We start from the raw sequence: 14037 nt of genomic DNA on the forward strand, positions 1-14037 counted from the left end.
AGAAATCGTGCTCCCACCGCGAATCAACCGCCAAAACTCACGCCGCACCTGCACCGGAATCCGCGGACGCCCCATCCTGCAACACCTCCGAAACACAGGGTGTTGCGTTCACCACATGAACCCGAGCATGGTGAAGCACGAGAAAACATAGTTTGCATGATCATTTAGGTGGGGCGCATGGTGCCGGGGATCTGGTCGGCGGCCCCGGGAACCGGCTCGGCGGCATCCGTCCCGGTGGCGACGATGTGGTTGAACTGATCGACGTGGACGACGCGCGGCTCCAGCCGCCGCGCCTCCGCGTCGTCGAACATCCCATAGCTGATCAAAATGACCAGGTCGCCGGGCTGCACCAGCCTGGCCGCGGCACCATTGATGCCGATCACACCCGATCCACGCTCACCAGCGATGGCGTAGGTGGTCAGCCGGGCGCCATTGGTGATGTCGACGATGTCCACCTGCTCCCCAGGGAGCAGGTCCGCCGCATCGAGCAGGTCCTGGTCAACGGTCACGGAGCCGACATAATGTAAGTCAGCTTGCATGACTGTAGCCCGGTGGATCTTGCTTTTCATCATCGTTCGGAACACGTTGGTCACTTTGTCCTTTCGGCCTCACTCGTTCGATGCGTCCTTGTGGACGTCACCGTCGGTGTTACCTTGGGAAACACGCGAGGCGTGCTGCACCATCCATTGTTCCGGAATATCGGTCTTCCGCGCCAACCGGGCACGTTCTGCCTGGTCTTCGACGAACTGGAATGCCTCCTCAGGCGGACGATGCCGGATGATCGCGTTCACCGGACCCGGCGTGGTGTCGACGTACGCGGTGGCGAGCCGCAGCCTCCGTTGAATGGGGCCTTGAGTAACGCGCACACTCTGGGTCTTGGCGTGAGGGACCACCGTGAGCCGCCGGGTGAACCGTCCGTCGCGGACCACCACGATCTTGTCTCCGGCCCCGTAGGCGAGGCGAGACCACTGGATCGGCCGGAGCCACCGGGATCGTTGCGGTGCCGGGTGCAGTTCGACCGACGACGGGTCCACGCCGGCGAGAACCTGCCGCACAATCTCCATCGCCTCGGCGAGCGGCGCGACGGGCAGAAGCGTCGACGTCCTGGTCGCGTTCTCGGCCGACGCGCCGGCGTAACCTGCGACGTCGACGTGCACTTCGGCCCAGCCCCGGGCCCTCCATAGCAACGGTTGCCGGATGAGCACACCCTGGATACGACCTGGAGGAACCGTCTGATGCTGCATGTCCAGGAGGCCTTTGCGAATGCGATATCCGTCCGGCGACTCGGCCAGGGTGAATCCGAAGTTGCGACCCAGTTGTGTCCAGAGTGCGTACCCGGCCGCGAGCAGGCCCGGCAGCATCGGGGCCAGAATGCCCGCCCGCGCTTGCGACGGCACCAGCGCCAGCGCCACCAGCATGGCCGTGATGAGCAGCACACCGAGTACGAAACCGCCCGACAGCAGCGTGGACCACACCAACCGCCGCAGCGGGACCTCCGCGACCATCCGCTCCGGTGCTTCCGGAGTCTCGGCGTCGATGCCCGCCGCACGAGCGAGGAGCTCCGCGCGGAGACGGGTGGCGTCATCCAACGACAGGTACTTCAACGGTGCTTCCGACTTGCTGCCGCCGGCCACCTCCATGCGAAGCTCCGCGACTCCGAGCAACCGCCCGACCAGCGGCCTGTTGACGTCGACAGCCTGCAGCCGATCCATCCGGACTCGACGCGAGCGGCGCATGAGGACACCGGAATCGATACGCAGAGCGTCGCCGTCGAAACCGTACCGCGTGAACCACCATGAAACGGCTCCGGCGATGGTCGCCAGAACGGCGAATCCGAAGCCGAAGGCGAGATAGATGGAGATCGGCGCCGGATTGCGCAGCGCGTTCTGCCCCATGATCACGATCACGCCGGCCAAGTACGCCCAGCCACGCAGGAGCGGCGTGAGCGGATGCAATCTGCGAAAGTGCGACGGCGTGGCTGTCCGCAGCTCGACCGGCGTTTCGTTGTTCACCGGTTCAGTCACAGCCCGGCCGCCTTGGCCTCCCCGAGCGCGGAGAGCCGGTCACGCAACCGCGCTGCCTCCTGCGCCGGCAGGCCCGGGATCCGCGCGTCGCTGGCTGGAGAGGCGGTGTGCATCTGGACCGTCGCGAGCCCGAACTTGCGGTCCAGCGGGCCGGAGTTGACGTCGACGAACTGCATCCGACCGTACGGAACGACGGTGAGCTTGCGGAACATCACCCCGTGAGTGACCAGCAGGTCCTCCTGCCGCTCCGAATATCCCCATGCCCGCCAGATACGGGGGATCAGCCATCCGCCCCAGACGACGCCGACGAGCGCGACCGCCACGGCCACCACAATGCCCCAGACATCCAAGACAAACCACAGGCCGACGGCAAGCAGCGGCGTGACGATCGCCAGGGTCATGGCGAGGACGATGTATCGCACAGTGACGAGTTTGCGCGAGACCGGCTGCCACTTCTCACCGGACGGCGCGAATAGTTCCTCCACGTCATGCGACGCTACCGTCATTCCGGTGCCGATTTCTCCTCATCAGGGAGGAACTCGGTGGCTGAAGCACCTGTGCTGGCCGAGGCAAGCTCCCCCGCGTGTAGTTCCGTATCGAGCCGGTTGCCCGGTGGAGCCAGCGGACACGCCCATGCCGGGTCGTATGCGCAGGACGGGTTGTACGCGAAGTTCAGATCGACGACGAGGTCCCGACGGGGATCGCCACCCAGGTCGGCACCCTTGACCGTATCGATGACGTACCGGCCGCCGCCATAGCTCCGGCGTCCGGACGAACCGTCGCGTAGCGGCAGGAAGAGGCCGCCGCCGTATGAGCCGAGCCACCACACGTCGAGGTCCCCCAACGGAAGCCGCACGCGACCGATCCGGTCGAAGGGCACCACGCCGTCGGTTCCGGTGGTGACGTCGATCCGTAGTGGCGCGACGTCTGGGTCGACGCGGACCTCGAAGCGCAGCGCAGGATCATACGGGGCGTAGCGCAAGCCGGTGAACACGGCCCGGTCCGCCGGTGGGATGGGCGAGGCTGGGTGGCGAGCGAACAGCGTGTCGCGTTCCCGTATCCACGTCGCATGCCCCTGCGCCGGACTCGGCGCTGTACGCACGGCCGCGTACAGCGCCGAAACCCGGCGCCGCCAGTCAAGTACGTCCAGCGGGCTCAGCTGAGGCCCTTCTCTTCCAGGTATGTGCGCGCGACCTCTTCCGCCTGACGCCTCTCCGCATCGACCTGGGCATTCAGCAGTGCGAGGTCTTCAGTGGTCAGCACATCGGAGAGCTGGTTGAGAGCGTCGGCAACAGCCTGGTCCTGGGCGGTTTCCTCATTCAGCACCGGCACCAGATTGTCCGCGAGCTGGAGGTTCTGGTCGTCCTCCAGGAGGACCAGGCCAAGCCCCTCGAGCGTGCCGTCTGTGGTGCCTACCAGACCGAGGTCTGCGTCGCCCTCCGCCACCGCTTGCTTGGTCTGCGGAGAGCTGAACCCGAGCGGAAGGATCTCACTGAACTCGAGGCCGTAAACCTCTTCGAGCCCGGGCTGGCAGAACGGGCGATCCGGGCATTCTTCGACAGCGGCGAACACCAGCGGCTCACCCAGCGCAGCGAGGTCGGACAGCGTGCTCACCCCGTTCTCGGCGGCGAATTCGGCGGAGACCGCAAAGCCGTTCTGGCTGGCCGCGTCAGCAGGCTCGAGGACAACCAGGCCCTCTTCCTCGGCAAGTGGACGCATCGCCTCGACGGTCTCGGCGGCGTCGGTGGTGGCCACCGGCGATTCTTGCGGGGCGTCCGGCCCATTGGCCTGCACGTTGAGATACTCCGCGAACGTCGCCGCGTACTCGGGTACGACGTCGATGTCGCCGCCGATCAGCGCCTCGGCATAGATCTCCCTGTTGGCCGCCTGCTGGATGCTCACGTCATAGCCGGCGTCCTCCAGCAACACCTTGTAGATCTCTTCCATGATGGTCATCTCGGTGAAGTCGGCACCGCCGACCGTGAGCGAACCCGAGCCGGTGGCACCCTCGGCGTCGCCTTCAGTGGTAGCGCCGCCGTCGGCGTCGCTATCTTCGTCGTCGCCGCACGCGGTCAGGAGCAGCGTCATCGCCGCCCCGGTAGCAAGAAGCGCGGCTGCGCGTCGTATGGCCATCTGTGACCAACCTTTCGTCAGTGTTCGCCTTCTGTGTCCCGTGCCGGCTCCGTCGCCGGCACGCGTGTCCGGCGGCCACTGCTGAGGCAGCGCCCGCGCTCAGTACAGTCAACTACGCGGCACCGACAGGATCATCCCGTTCGTGCTCGATCGCGTCGCAGCCGGATCAGATCGCGGCCGCGCGTTCCGTCAGCGGCCGACGCTGGACACGCCGCATCGGGTCGGTCCGGCGCTGCGCGAATTCCATGACAGCCTCGACGAGCAAGGCCAGCACGGCCACAAGAATCGCACCGGCGATCATCTGCGGCCGGTCACCGCGCCCGAATCCGGCCGTGATGATCCGTCCGAGGCCACCACCGGCCACCAGCGCGGCGACGGTGGCCGTGGCGACGATCTGGACGGCCGCCAGCCGGACGCCGTTCATGATCAGTGGCATCGCCAGGGGCAGTTCAACCTTCCAGACCACCTGTCTCGCCCCCATTCCCATTCCGCGAGCGGCATCGACCGCGTCCCGATCCACCTCGCGCATGCCGACATAGGTGTTGGTCAGAACAGGCGGAAGCCCGAAGACCACCAGTGCGATGATGACGGTCCAATCCGACAGCCGCAGGGGCGTCATGAACAGCAGGGCCAACGCGGCGAACGTCGGCACCGCACGGCCGATGTTGCTGACGTTGATCGCGACGGTCCCGCCGCGACCGATGTGGCCGAGCCAGAGACCCACGGGAACGGCGACGCCACAAACGATCAGCAACGACACTCCGGTCAACCACATGTGCTCGGCAAAACGCGCGGGCACACCGGCAGCTCCGCTCCAGTGCGCCGGATCGCCAAGCCATCGGATCGCATCGACGAACTCGTCCACGCCTCAGCTCACCGCCTGCCGCCATGGGGTGGCCAGCCGCTGAACGCCGACCAGCAGAAGATCAGCCACCAAGGCCAACACCACGACAAGCACGGACGCGGTCAGCACTTCTGGTTTGAAGTCGGTGTCCAGCCCACGCTTGATCAACGACCCCAGGCCACCGTGGCCGACAATGATGCCGAGCGTGGTCATCGCCACGGTGGATACCGTCGCCACCCGCAACGCCGCGATGATGGTGGGCATCGCCAGCGGGATCTCCACCTTCGTCAGCAGCCGGAACGGACCGTATCCCATGCCCACAGCCGCCTCCCGGACATCGGCGGGAATGCCGTTCAGCCCGGTCAGCATTCCCCGGACCAGAATCACCAGCGAGTACAGGACGAGACCCACGATCACGGTGGTGGAGCTGAGTCCCGTGATCGGGAACAACAGCGCGAACATCGCCAGCGAGGGTACCGTGTAGAGCACTGTCGAACTACTGAGCACCACGACGGCCAGCCGGGTCCAATGCCGGGCGACCAGGGCCAGAGCGAAGGAGAGAACGAATCCGACCGCTACGGCCGTCACCGTGATCATCACGTGCTGCTGGAGCGCGTCGACGATCTCCCCGGACCGGGTCTGGACATACTCGCCACAGATCCAGTCGTTGCGAACCATGCAGTTCTCGGTAAGGGTGGCACTATGAACGGCCTGGGACAGTCCCATTCTGACGACAGTACCGAACGCTCGATGATCCGTCTCGACGGCGTGTCCAAGCGATACCCGGACGGGACGGTAGCGGTGCACGAGCTCACGATGGACGTCCGGCCAGGCGAGCTGGTGGTACTTGTCGGGCCATCGGGATGCGGCAAGACCACCACCATGAAGATGGTGAACCGGCTCGTGGAGCCCACAGGTGGACGGATATTCGTCGATGGTGTCGACGTCACCCACGCGGACCCGGTGAAGCTCCGGCGCGGCATCGGCTACGTCATCCAGAATGTCGGGCTCTTCCCGCACCGGTCCATCGAAGAGAACATCGCGGTGGTCCCCGAGCTGACCGGGTGGCCGAAAGCGCGCCGCCGGGAGCGCGCCCGAGAACTGATGACTGTGGTGGGCCTGGAGCCGGACACGTACGCGAACCGGTACCCCCACGAGCTCTCCGGCGGGCAACGTCAGCGGGTGGGCGTGGCGCGGGCCTTGGCCGCTGATCCGCCCGTGCTGCTCATGGATGAGCCGTTCAGCGCCGTGGACCCGGTGGTGCGGGCCCAGTTGCAGGACGAGTTCCTGCGCCTGCAAGAGGACGTGCGCAAGACCATTCTGTTCGTGACACATGACATCGAGGAAGCTGTCCGCCTGGGTGACCGGATCGCCGTCTTCGCCCAGGGTGGCAAGCTCGAGCAGTTCGACACTCCCGCCGCGATCCTGGGAGCGCCTGCCACCCCCTTCGTCGCCGACTTCGTCGGATTCGACCGCGGTCTGAAGCAACTGTCCGTCACACCGGTGACCAAGAACGACCTCGAGCACCCGCCCGTCGTCCGAGCCGACCAATCCCTGGCCGACGTCGGTGCCTCGTTGGGCGTGTCGAACTGGGCCGTGGTCCTGGACGCCTCCGGCGGTCTGGCCGGCTGGATCGGGAAGGACATGGTCCCAGGAACAGGAACTGTCGCGGACCGAGCACGCCGCATGGACGCGTGGGTTCAGCTGGACGACTCACTGAAAATCGCCTTCGCGGAGATGCTTCAGTGGAACGCTGGATGGATCGCCGTACTCGACGCCGACGACCGCTACCTGGGCGTCCTGACGCCGTCCACCTTGCACGCCGCCCTACGACGCGCGGTGGAGGCGGAGAGTCAGTCCATCGCACCGAGCGAGGTGGAACTCGTGACCATCACGGACTCCTGAGCGTTACGCGGTGCGTTCTTCGGGCTCGTCACGTGTAACGGACTGAACATCGGCCGCCTCCGGGAGGAGATCGCGGTGCTTGTCCTCCCAGGCGACGAGATCGACCACCGTCGGCGCGTCGGACAGGTCCGGCCACAGGTCGTTCCACTCCGCGCCCTCCGCCCATCGGGCCAGCTGGTCGCTGGGCGTGGAGGCGTTGGGACGGGTGCTGCGGCTGTACGCGACGTCGATCTCGAGCTTGTTCAGCTGGTTACGCATCGACCCGAGCCGCTCCGACGCCGCATCCAGCAGGCCGACCATGTGGTTGGTGAACTGACGGTGCTCGTCGGAGTACCGGGCGTGCGTCTCGGAGTATTCGGCGGCTTGCTCGGCGCGGACGGTGGCGACGTCGACTCGCAACCGGCGCTCGAGGCGGAAGACCGTGACGGCGAGCACCACCGACGCCGTGGCGCCGATTCCAGCGGCGATCATCGGCCAGCTGCCACCGATCACCCACGCGCCCACCGCACAAATGGCGGCCAGCACCGGGGTGACGACGGCCAGCACACGGATTGCGGTCAGGCGGCGGCGGTGACGGACAGAGACCATGCGGCCCACCGTACCCGCATGTACCACTGGGAACGTGCGTCACACGCCGACAAATCCGGCAGAGATCCGGCCGCGCACGACATGCCTGGCTTCCGGCATGGCCGATGTGGCGATTTCAGACGAAGATCAACAAATCTGGCAGAAGACATCCCTGGTCAAGTCCGGTTTGCGGGCACTCTCCCAAGTCCTAGTGGTCAGCGCTAACTCATATGTGAGATAGGGTCTCCCGTCGTGGCAGAAGACTACTTGCGCCGTATCGGCTCTCTCATACGTGACTCCCGGCTCCATCACGGCTGGACCCAGAATCAGCTGGCCCAGCAGCTGGGGACCAGCCAAAGCGCCGTCAATCGGATCGAGCGCGGACACCAGAACCTGAGCCTCGAGATGATCGCCCGGATCGGCGAGGCACTGGACAGTGAGATCGTCACGGTCGGCCAGCCCGAGCCGTCTCACCTCCGAGTCACCGGCGGACAGCAGCTGTCCGGCAGCATCGCGGTCAAATCCAGCAAGAACGCGAGCGTCGCGCTGCTGTGTGCGAGTCTGCTGAACAAGGGACGCACGGTGCTGCGCGGAATCGCACGCATCGAGGAAGTCAACCGGATCATCGAGGTCATCGAGAGCATCGGCATCAGGACCCGCTGGCTGGCCGGTCGCGATCTCGAGATCATGCCTCCCGACCGGCTGGATCTGGACAGCATGAACGTCGACGCGGCCCGTCGAACCCGCAGCGTCATCATGTTCCTCGGACCGTTGCTCCACCGGGAAAGCCAGTTCAAGCTGCCCTACGCCGGCGGCTGCAGCCTCGGCACCCGCACGGTCCAGCCGCACATGGCAGCCCTCCGCCCGTTCGGCCTAGAACTCAAGGCGACGGGCGGCTGGTACCACGCCGACGTCGACCGCGGCACCAGCCCCGACCGTCCTATCGTCCTCATCGAGCGTGGCGACACGGTCACCGAGAACGCGCTGATGGCGGCCGCACGCAACGACGGCGTCACGGTGATCCGCAATGCCAGCTCCAATTACATGGTCCAGGATCTGTGTTTCTTCCTGAGCCGGCTGGGCGTCAAGATCGACGGCATCGGCACCACGACGCTGACCGTGTACGGGATGCCTGACATCGACTGCGACGTGGACTACGCACCCTCCGAGGACCCGATCGAGGCTATGAGCCTGCTGTCGGCAGCCATCGTGACCTCCTCGGAGATCACCATCGAGCGGGCACCTGTGGAGTTCCTCGAGATCGAACTCGCGCTTCTCGAGGAGATGGGCCTGGACTACGACCGGAGCACCGAGTACGTCGCGGCCAACGGCGAGACCAGGCTGGTGGACCTCACGGTCCGGCCGTCGATGCTCAAGGCACCGAACGACAAGATCCATCCGATGCCGTTCCCCGGCTTGAACATCGACAACCTGCCGTTCTTCGCACTGATCGCCGCCACGGCGTCCGGATCCACGCTGATCCACGACTGGGTCTACGAGAACCGGGCGATCTACCTCACCGAACTGACCAGGCTGGGCGGCAACGTCACGCTGCTCGACCCGCACCGGGTCCTCGTGGAGGGCCCGACCCGGTTCTCCGGCACGGAGATCATCTGTCCGCCCGCCCTGCGCCCCGCCGTGGTGGTCCTGCTGGCGATGCTCGCCGCCAAGGGCACATCGGTATTGCGCAACGTCTACGTGATCAACCGCGGCTACGAGGATCTGGCGGCCCGGCTTTCGCTTCTGGGCGCCAAAATCGAGACGTTCCGCGACATTTGACCACTGCGCTCCCTCCCATGATCATTGGCGTTCACCCACCTCATGCGGTAGGCAATCGCCAATGATCATGGGAGGAGGTGGCGGAGGAAGATCCGTGTCTGATTTCCGCTAGTGATTGGCCGCCCGGCGCGTCAGACTGAACGAGTGTTAGACGACGAGCTGTGTTATCGGGCGGTAGGTAGCCGCGACTCCAGGTTCGACGGAATTTTCTACTCGGGCGTCACGTCCACCGGGATCTACTGCCGGCCGAGCTGTCCGGCGCGCACCCCCAAGCGCGAGAACATCCGCTTCTATCGCTCGGCGGCCGAGGCGCAGTCGGCGGGCTTTCGGGCCTGCCGGCGATGCCGGCCTGATACCACGCCGGGGTCACCGGAGTGGAACGTTCGAGCCGACGTGACCGCCCGTGCCATGCGCCTGATCGCCGATGGTGTCGTGGACCGGGAGGGCGTCCACGGACTCGCCGACCGGCTCGGCTACAGCGAACGCCAGCTTCACCGCTCTCTTGTCGACGAAGTCGGCGCAGGCCCCCTGCGACTGGCGCGGTCTCAGCGGAGCCATACGGCCCGCACGCTGTTGGAAACGACGACGCTCCCCATCACCGAGATCGCGTTCGCGGCAGGATTCGCAAGCGTGCGCCAATTCAACGACACGATGCGGGAGGTCTACGGATCCACTCCCACGGCGCTTCGCACGAGAGCGGCGAAGGTCGCCGGCAAGTCTCGCACCGGAGGCCGCGCCGAGGACATCGCGGTGTGCCAAGGACCCGCGGGCACGGTGCAGCTGCGGCTGGCGCACCGCCGCCCCGCCGACATCCTCGGCTTGTTGCAGTTCTTGGCCGTCCGGGCGGTGCCCGGCGTCGAAGAGGTCGTCGGCACCACCTACCGTCGCAGCGTCTCTCTCCCCCACGGCCCTGCCGTCGTGGAGCTGACGCCGGCCACCGGATGGGTGCATGCCGTGATCAGGCTGACCGACCCTCGGGATCTGACCGCGGCCGTGGCCCGCTGCCGCCGGGTCTTCGACTTGGACGCCGATCCGGGTGCCGTCGACGCCGTGCTCGGCTCTGATCCCGCGCTACGCCCGCTCGTCGAAGCGACCCCTGGAACGCTCCTGCCGGGGACGGTGGACGGACACGAGCTGGCCATCCGGGGCGTGCTCGGGCAGCAGGTGTCGGTGGCTGCGGCGCGGACCATCGCCGGTCGTCTCGTCGTCGCGCACGGCAAGCCGCTGGACGCACCGGTCGGCACGGTCACCCATACCTTTCCCCACGTCGACGAGCTCGCCTCCGTCGACCCGGCGACGTTCCCGATGCCGCGCTCCCGGCAACGAACGTTGCACGAGGTCGCGGCTCGGCTGGCCGACGGCCGGGTGCGCCTCGACCCCGGCGCAGACCGGGACGCCGCGGAGCGGGAGTTGCAGGAGATCCCCGGCATCGGGCCCTGGACATCGAGCTACGTTCGCATGCGCGCCCTCGGTGATCCCGACGTCTTCCTGCCGACAGACCTGGGAGTGAAACACGGGATGCAAGCCCTCGGCCTTGAGCCGGCGCCGAATGCGGTCGCCGAGCACAGTCAGCGATGGCGGCCCTGGCGGTCGTATGCGCTCATGCACGTGTGGGCGGCTGCCACCAATGCGTCCGCCACGTGAACGCGGGCTCAGGCGCTCACATCCACATGATCCTCGAAGGAGATTCGACATGACCGTCTACTGGACCGACTTCGCCAGCCCGCTCGGTCGCCTGCGCGTCAGCGCGGACGACGTCGGCCTCACCAGTCTCTACATGGAGGCACAGCGGCACGGCCCGACGTCGCCACATCCATCATGGATACGAGATGACGACCGATTCATCGACGTCCGCCGTCAGCTGGACCTCTACTTCTCCGGTCGCCTGCAGGTCTTCGACGCGCCTCTGAACGCCGCCGGCACCCCTTTCCAGCGTGAGGTCTGGGCAGCGTTGGCCACCATCCCTTACGGGGAGGTGCGCAGCTACCAGCAGATCGCCGAGCACATAGGACGGCCGGGCGCCTCGCGCGCCGTGGGGCTCGCGAACGGGCGTAACCCCATTTCCATCATCGTGCCTTGTCACCGGGTGATCGGCGCCTCCGGCGCCCTCACCGGCTACGGGGGCGGCCTCGAGCGCAAACGCATGCTGCTCGACCTGGAGGGCGGGCTCGCCAGCGAGCCGGAGCTACCAATTCCAGCCGTGGCGCCGTAGCTCGGACTCCAGGATGATCTTGCGCACCGGAGGGTCCGCGTCTGGAATCGGCACGCCGGACATCCGCGCTGCGTCGCACAACAGCCCGTCGTACGCAGAGGTGGCGGCGACGATGTGGAAGCTCCTGGCCCATCGCCGCCCGTCGCGCTCCAGCACGCGGATCTCTTCGGCGACGCTGGCCAGCCGATACTGAAGGGACAGCGTGTCGAAAGGGTCCGGGCCGGACGGGGATTCATCCACGGGTCGCCACAATCGAAGCGCCCGGACCAGCTCGGCGAACAACGGACTCATCTAGGCCTCCCACCGACCAGGATATTCAACTGCGGCCACCCGCATGGTCCTCGTTACCCATAGCGCACCAAAGATGAACGATCCGGACAAGGTCAACCTGACATTTTTCCGCGTGGTCGCGGGTCGGCGACACTGGTTCACACACAACCGGGTACTACGACCACGACACGCGCGGACGCCGAAGGCACCGGCGTGCTGTCGCCGACGAAGGGAGAGACCTGACATGGATGTCGCCGGGCTACTCATCGACGCCTTCGAACGAATCCAGCAAGGGGTGCACCGGTCCGTCGAAGGGCTGGAGCCCATGGAGTTGACCCACCGGGTTGACCGCGATGCCAACACCATCGCGTGGTTGGTCTGGCACCTGACCAGGGTCGAGGACGATCATCTGTCCGAAGTCGCGGACCGGCCACAGGTCTGGACCGAGGACCGATGGGCGGATCGTTTCGGCCTGCCGTTCCCCGCCGACGCCACGGGATACGGCCACGGCTCGGGCGACGTCGCCGCCGTCGAGGTGACAGCGGATCTGCTCCTCGGCTATCACGACGCCGTCCACGCGATGACGACGCGGTATCTGAGCGGCCTCAGCGAGACCGACCTGGATCGCATTGTGGACGAGCGCTGGGACCCCCCGGTCACACTGGGCGTCCGGCTGATCAGCGTGGTGAACGATGCCACGCAGCACGTCGGCCAGGCGGGCTTCGTCCGCGGGATCGTGGAGCGCGTGCGCAGCACCGCCTGACCGCCCAGCGCGACGCGAAACGCTACGTACGCTCGACCATCACATGCGTGCTGAACTGATTGTTGGCATACCGGCCGACGGACCACGTGGAGACCGCGTCGACACCCGCGCTGACAGCGCCGCCCAAAATCGGAACCCGCTTGGCGAACATCAACGTGGCGTGCTTGCCACCCACTCGCGCGGTAAGTTCCTGGCCCACTCGCGCCGCAAGGTGTTCCAGCGATGTCGACTGGACGTCACCTCGGCCAATAGCGACGTCGTGGGGAGTCAGCGAATCGCCCTTGCCGTCCCGGAAGGAACGCGCGGCATCCTTGCCGAGCAGGGTCATCAGCGCGGCTGTACGGACCCGCGGGTCGGAAATGTCATAGCCACGCAGATGGGCGATGGCCGCTGCCATCCGGAGATGAAGGACGGCGATGCCGGCGATGTTGGCAGGGATCGCGACCGGCATGGTGACGACGCCACCGAGATTGGTGACGAAGCCCTGCACTCCGGCCAAGCGGACGTGCTGCTCGATGATGTCTCGGATGGCGCGGTCGACGTCCCGCCGGCGCTCGAGGTGCTTGCGAGCCACCTCACGTGCACCCGGGAATCCCGGGAACCCGTCGATGGCCCGGCCAACGAAATGCTGCGCGCCGCGGGCAGCCACCCCCGGAGCAGCTCGGCGCGCCGCCTGGTTGCCCGCCCACATCGCCATGTTCGACCGTAGACCCATACAACAACCATACGCCGGGCCCAGGACCGTCCAGTACGGTCTTGCGATGCCGACGTGAACCCGGCATACCCTTGACTCCGGTGTCAGACATGTCCGAGCGGAGAGAGGAAGGGCGGGTGCCGGTCGAGCCACCTCCCACCCGGTGGAACATTCCCGCCGTGGAGCCCGACTACGACGATATCGTCGCCGTAGGCGCGGATCTGGAGCCCGGAACACTGCTGGCCGCATATCGCAACGGGCTGTTCCCGATGCCGATCGACCGGGTCTTCTCACGGTCGCCGGCAATCGCGTGGTGGTCGCCCGATCCGCGCGGTGTCCTCCCACTAGGCGGCCTGCGGGTGTCCAGGTCCCTGCGCCAAGCCGCCCACAGATTCCACATCCGCGTCGACACGGCGTTCGACGACGTCGTGGCGGCATGTGCCGACCCCGCCCGGCCGGGGGCATGGATCACCGACGAGATCCGCACCGCGTACGGACGCCTTCATCGGCTCGGCTGGGCGCATTCAGTCGAGGCCTGGACGCCCGACGGGCGACTGGCGGGCGGTTTGTACGGTGTGGCCATCGGGGGCCTGTTCGCCGGCGAGTCGATGTTCCACGCCCGGCAGCGGTGGGGCCGGGATGCGTCCAAGGTGGCGCTGGTGGCGCTGGTGGACATGATGAGGGCCGATGGTGCCGCCGGGAGGCTTCTGGACGTGCAGTGGGGTACGGCGCACCTGGCCAGCCTCGGAGTCGTGGAGATCTCCCGCGAGGAGTATGTGAGCCGGTTGCGGGCGGCCCTGGGGGTGAGCCTTCCTCCGGCACTCACGCGGCCCCGCAGCTGATGGC

The 14037-nt window shown here is 66.7% G+C and carries 16 protein-coding genes; 6 read left to right on the top strand and 10 right to left on the bottom strand.

Going from position 1 to position 14037, the window contains the following annotated elements:
* Nucleotides 1–164 precede the first annotated feature (164 nt).
* The 7 genes from panD to G1H11_RS08220 form a co-directional block, all read right to left on the bottom strand.
* Nucleotides 165–584 (bottom strand): aspartate 1-decarboxylase, encoded by a 420-nt coding sequence (gene panD, locus G1H11_RS08190; RefSeq protein ID WP_163817952.1) that lies wholly within the window; start codon nt 582–584, stop codon nt 165–167.
* A gap of 24 nt (nt 585–608) precedes the next feature.
* Nucleotides 609–2024, bottom strand: coding sequence for a PH domain-containing protein (locus G1H11_RS08195; RefSeq protein ID WP_216843566.1), 1416 nt, complete (start codon nt 2022–2024; stop codon nt 609–611).
* Nucleotides 2021–2509, bottom strand: coding sequence for a PH domain-containing protein (locus tag G1H11_RS26410; RefSeq protein WP_216843567.1), 489 nt, complete (start codon nt 2507–2509; stop codon nt 2021–2023). Before G1H11_RS26410 ends, G1H11_RS08195 begins: the two co-directional genes overlap by 4 nt.
* A 17-nt stretch (nt 2510–2526) precedes the next feature.
* Nucleotides 2527–3126 carry a DUF1684 domain-containing protein gene (locus tag G1H11_RS08205; RefSeq protein ID WP_216843568.1) on the bottom strand — a complete coding sequence of 200 codons (600 nt, stop codon included), beginning with the start codon at nt 3124–3126 and terminating at the stop codon, nt 2527–2529.
* A gap of 53 nt (nt 3127–3179) precedes the next feature.
* Nucleotides 3180–4157, bottom strand: a complete 978-nt coding sequence (locus tag G1H11_RS08210; protein WP_163817955.1) for an ABC transporter substrate-binding protein — start codon at nt 4155–4157, stop codon at nt 3180–3182.
* A gap of 166 nt (nt 4158–4323) precedes the next feature.
* Nucleotides 4324–5022, bottom strand: a complete 699-nt coding sequence (locus tag G1H11_RS08215; protein WP_216843569.1) for an ABC transporter permease — start codon at nt 5020–5022, stop codon at nt 4324–4326.
* Nucleotides 5023–5025: 3 nt separating this feature from the next.
* Entirely contained in the window at nt 5026–5727 is a 702-nt protein-coding gene (locus tag G1H11_RS08220; RefSeq protein WP_163817957.1) for an ABC transporter permease, read from the bottom strand.
* 24 nt (nt 5728–5751) lie between these two features.
* Between G1H11_RS08220 and G1H11_RS08225 the strand changes: the two genes are divergently transcribed.
* Nucleotides 5752–6906, top strand: coding sequence for an ABC transporter ATP-binding protein (locus tag G1H11_RS08225; RefSeq protein ID WP_163817959.1), 1155 nt, complete (start codon nt 5752–5754; stop codon nt 6904–6906).
* 3 nt (nt 6907–6909) lie between these two features.
* Here G1H11_RS08225 and G1H11_RS08230 read toward each other — a convergent pair whose 3' ends face one another.
* Nucleotides 6910–7494 (bottom strand): hypothetical protein, encoded by a 585-nt coding sequence (locus G1H11_RS08230; protein ID WP_163817961.1) that lies wholly within the window; start codon nt 7492–7494, stop codon nt 6910–6912.
* Nucleotides 7495–7725: 231 nt separating this feature from the next.
* On the opposite strand from G1H11_RS08230, the gene G1H11_RS08235 reads away from it, so the two are divergent.
* The 3 genes from G1H11_RS08235 (at nt 7726) to G1H11_RS08245 (ending at nt 11464) form a co-directional block, all read left to right on the top strand.
* Nucleotides 7726–9252 carry a UDP-N-acetylglucosamine 1-carboxyvinyltransferase gene (locus G1H11_RS08235; protein WP_163817963.1) on the top strand — a complete coding sequence of 509 codons (1527 nt, stop codon included), beginning with the start codon at nt 7726–7728 and terminating at the stop codon, nt 9250–9252.
* Between the two features lie 144 nt (nt 9253–9396).
* Nucleotides 9397–10896 (top strand): AlkA N-terminal domain-containing protein, encoded by a 1500-nt coding sequence (locus G1H11_RS08240; RefSeq protein ID WP_163817965.1) that lies wholly within the window; start codon nt 9397–9399, stop codon nt 10894–10896.
* A gap of 49 nt (nt 10897–10945) precedes the next feature.
* Nucleotides 10946–11464, top strand: coding sequence for a methylated-DNA--[protein]-cysteine S-methyltransferase (locus G1H11_RS08245; protein ID WP_163817967.1), 519 nt, complete (start codon nt 10946–10948; stop codon nt 11462–11464).
* Here G1H11_RS08245 and G1H11_RS08250 read toward each other — a convergent pair.
* Complete coding sequence (locus G1H11_RS08250; RefSeq protein WP_163817969.1) at nt 11438–11755, bottom strand: hypothetical protein; 318 nt, start codon at nt 11753–11755, stop codon at nt 11438–11440. The two genes, G1H11_RS08245 and G1H11_RS08250, sit on opposite strands and share 27 nt — an antisense overlap.
* A gap of 223 nt (nt 11756–11978) precedes the next feature.
* Here G1H11_RS08250 and G1H11_RS08255 point away from each other — a divergent pair, with 223 nt between their 5' ends.
* A complete protein-coding gene (locus G1H11_RS08255; protein ID WP_163817970.1) occupies nt 11979–12497 on the top strand; it encodes a mycothiol transferase in 519 nt (172 codons plus the stop codon).
* Between the two features lie 22 nt (nt 12498–12519).
* Here the strand turns inward: G1H11_RS08255 and G1H11_RS08260 are convergent, their stop codons facing one another.
* Nucleotides 12520–13212 (bottom strand): EcsC family protein, encoded by a 693-nt coding sequence (locus G1H11_RS08260; RefSeq protein ID WP_163817972.1) that lies wholly within the window; start codon nt 13210–13212, stop codon nt 12520–12522.
* Between the two features lie 89 nt (nt 13213–13301).
* Here G1H11_RS08260 and aat point away from each other — a divergent pair, with 89 nt between their 5' ends.
* Complete coding sequence (gene aat / locus G1H11_RS08265; RefSeq protein ID WP_163817974.1) at nt 13302–14033, top strand: leucyl/phenylalanyl-tRNA--protein transferase; 732 nt, start codon at nt 13302–13304, stop codon at nt 14031–14033.
* Nucleotides 14034–14037: the final 4 nt, after the last annotated feature.

Source organism: Phytoactinopolyspora alkaliphila (genome assembly GCF_010550695.1).
In the GTDB taxonomy this organism is placed as follows: Bacteria; Actinomycetota; Actinomycetes; order Jiangellales; family Jiangellaceae; genus Phytoactinopolyspora; species Phytoactinopolyspora alkaliphila.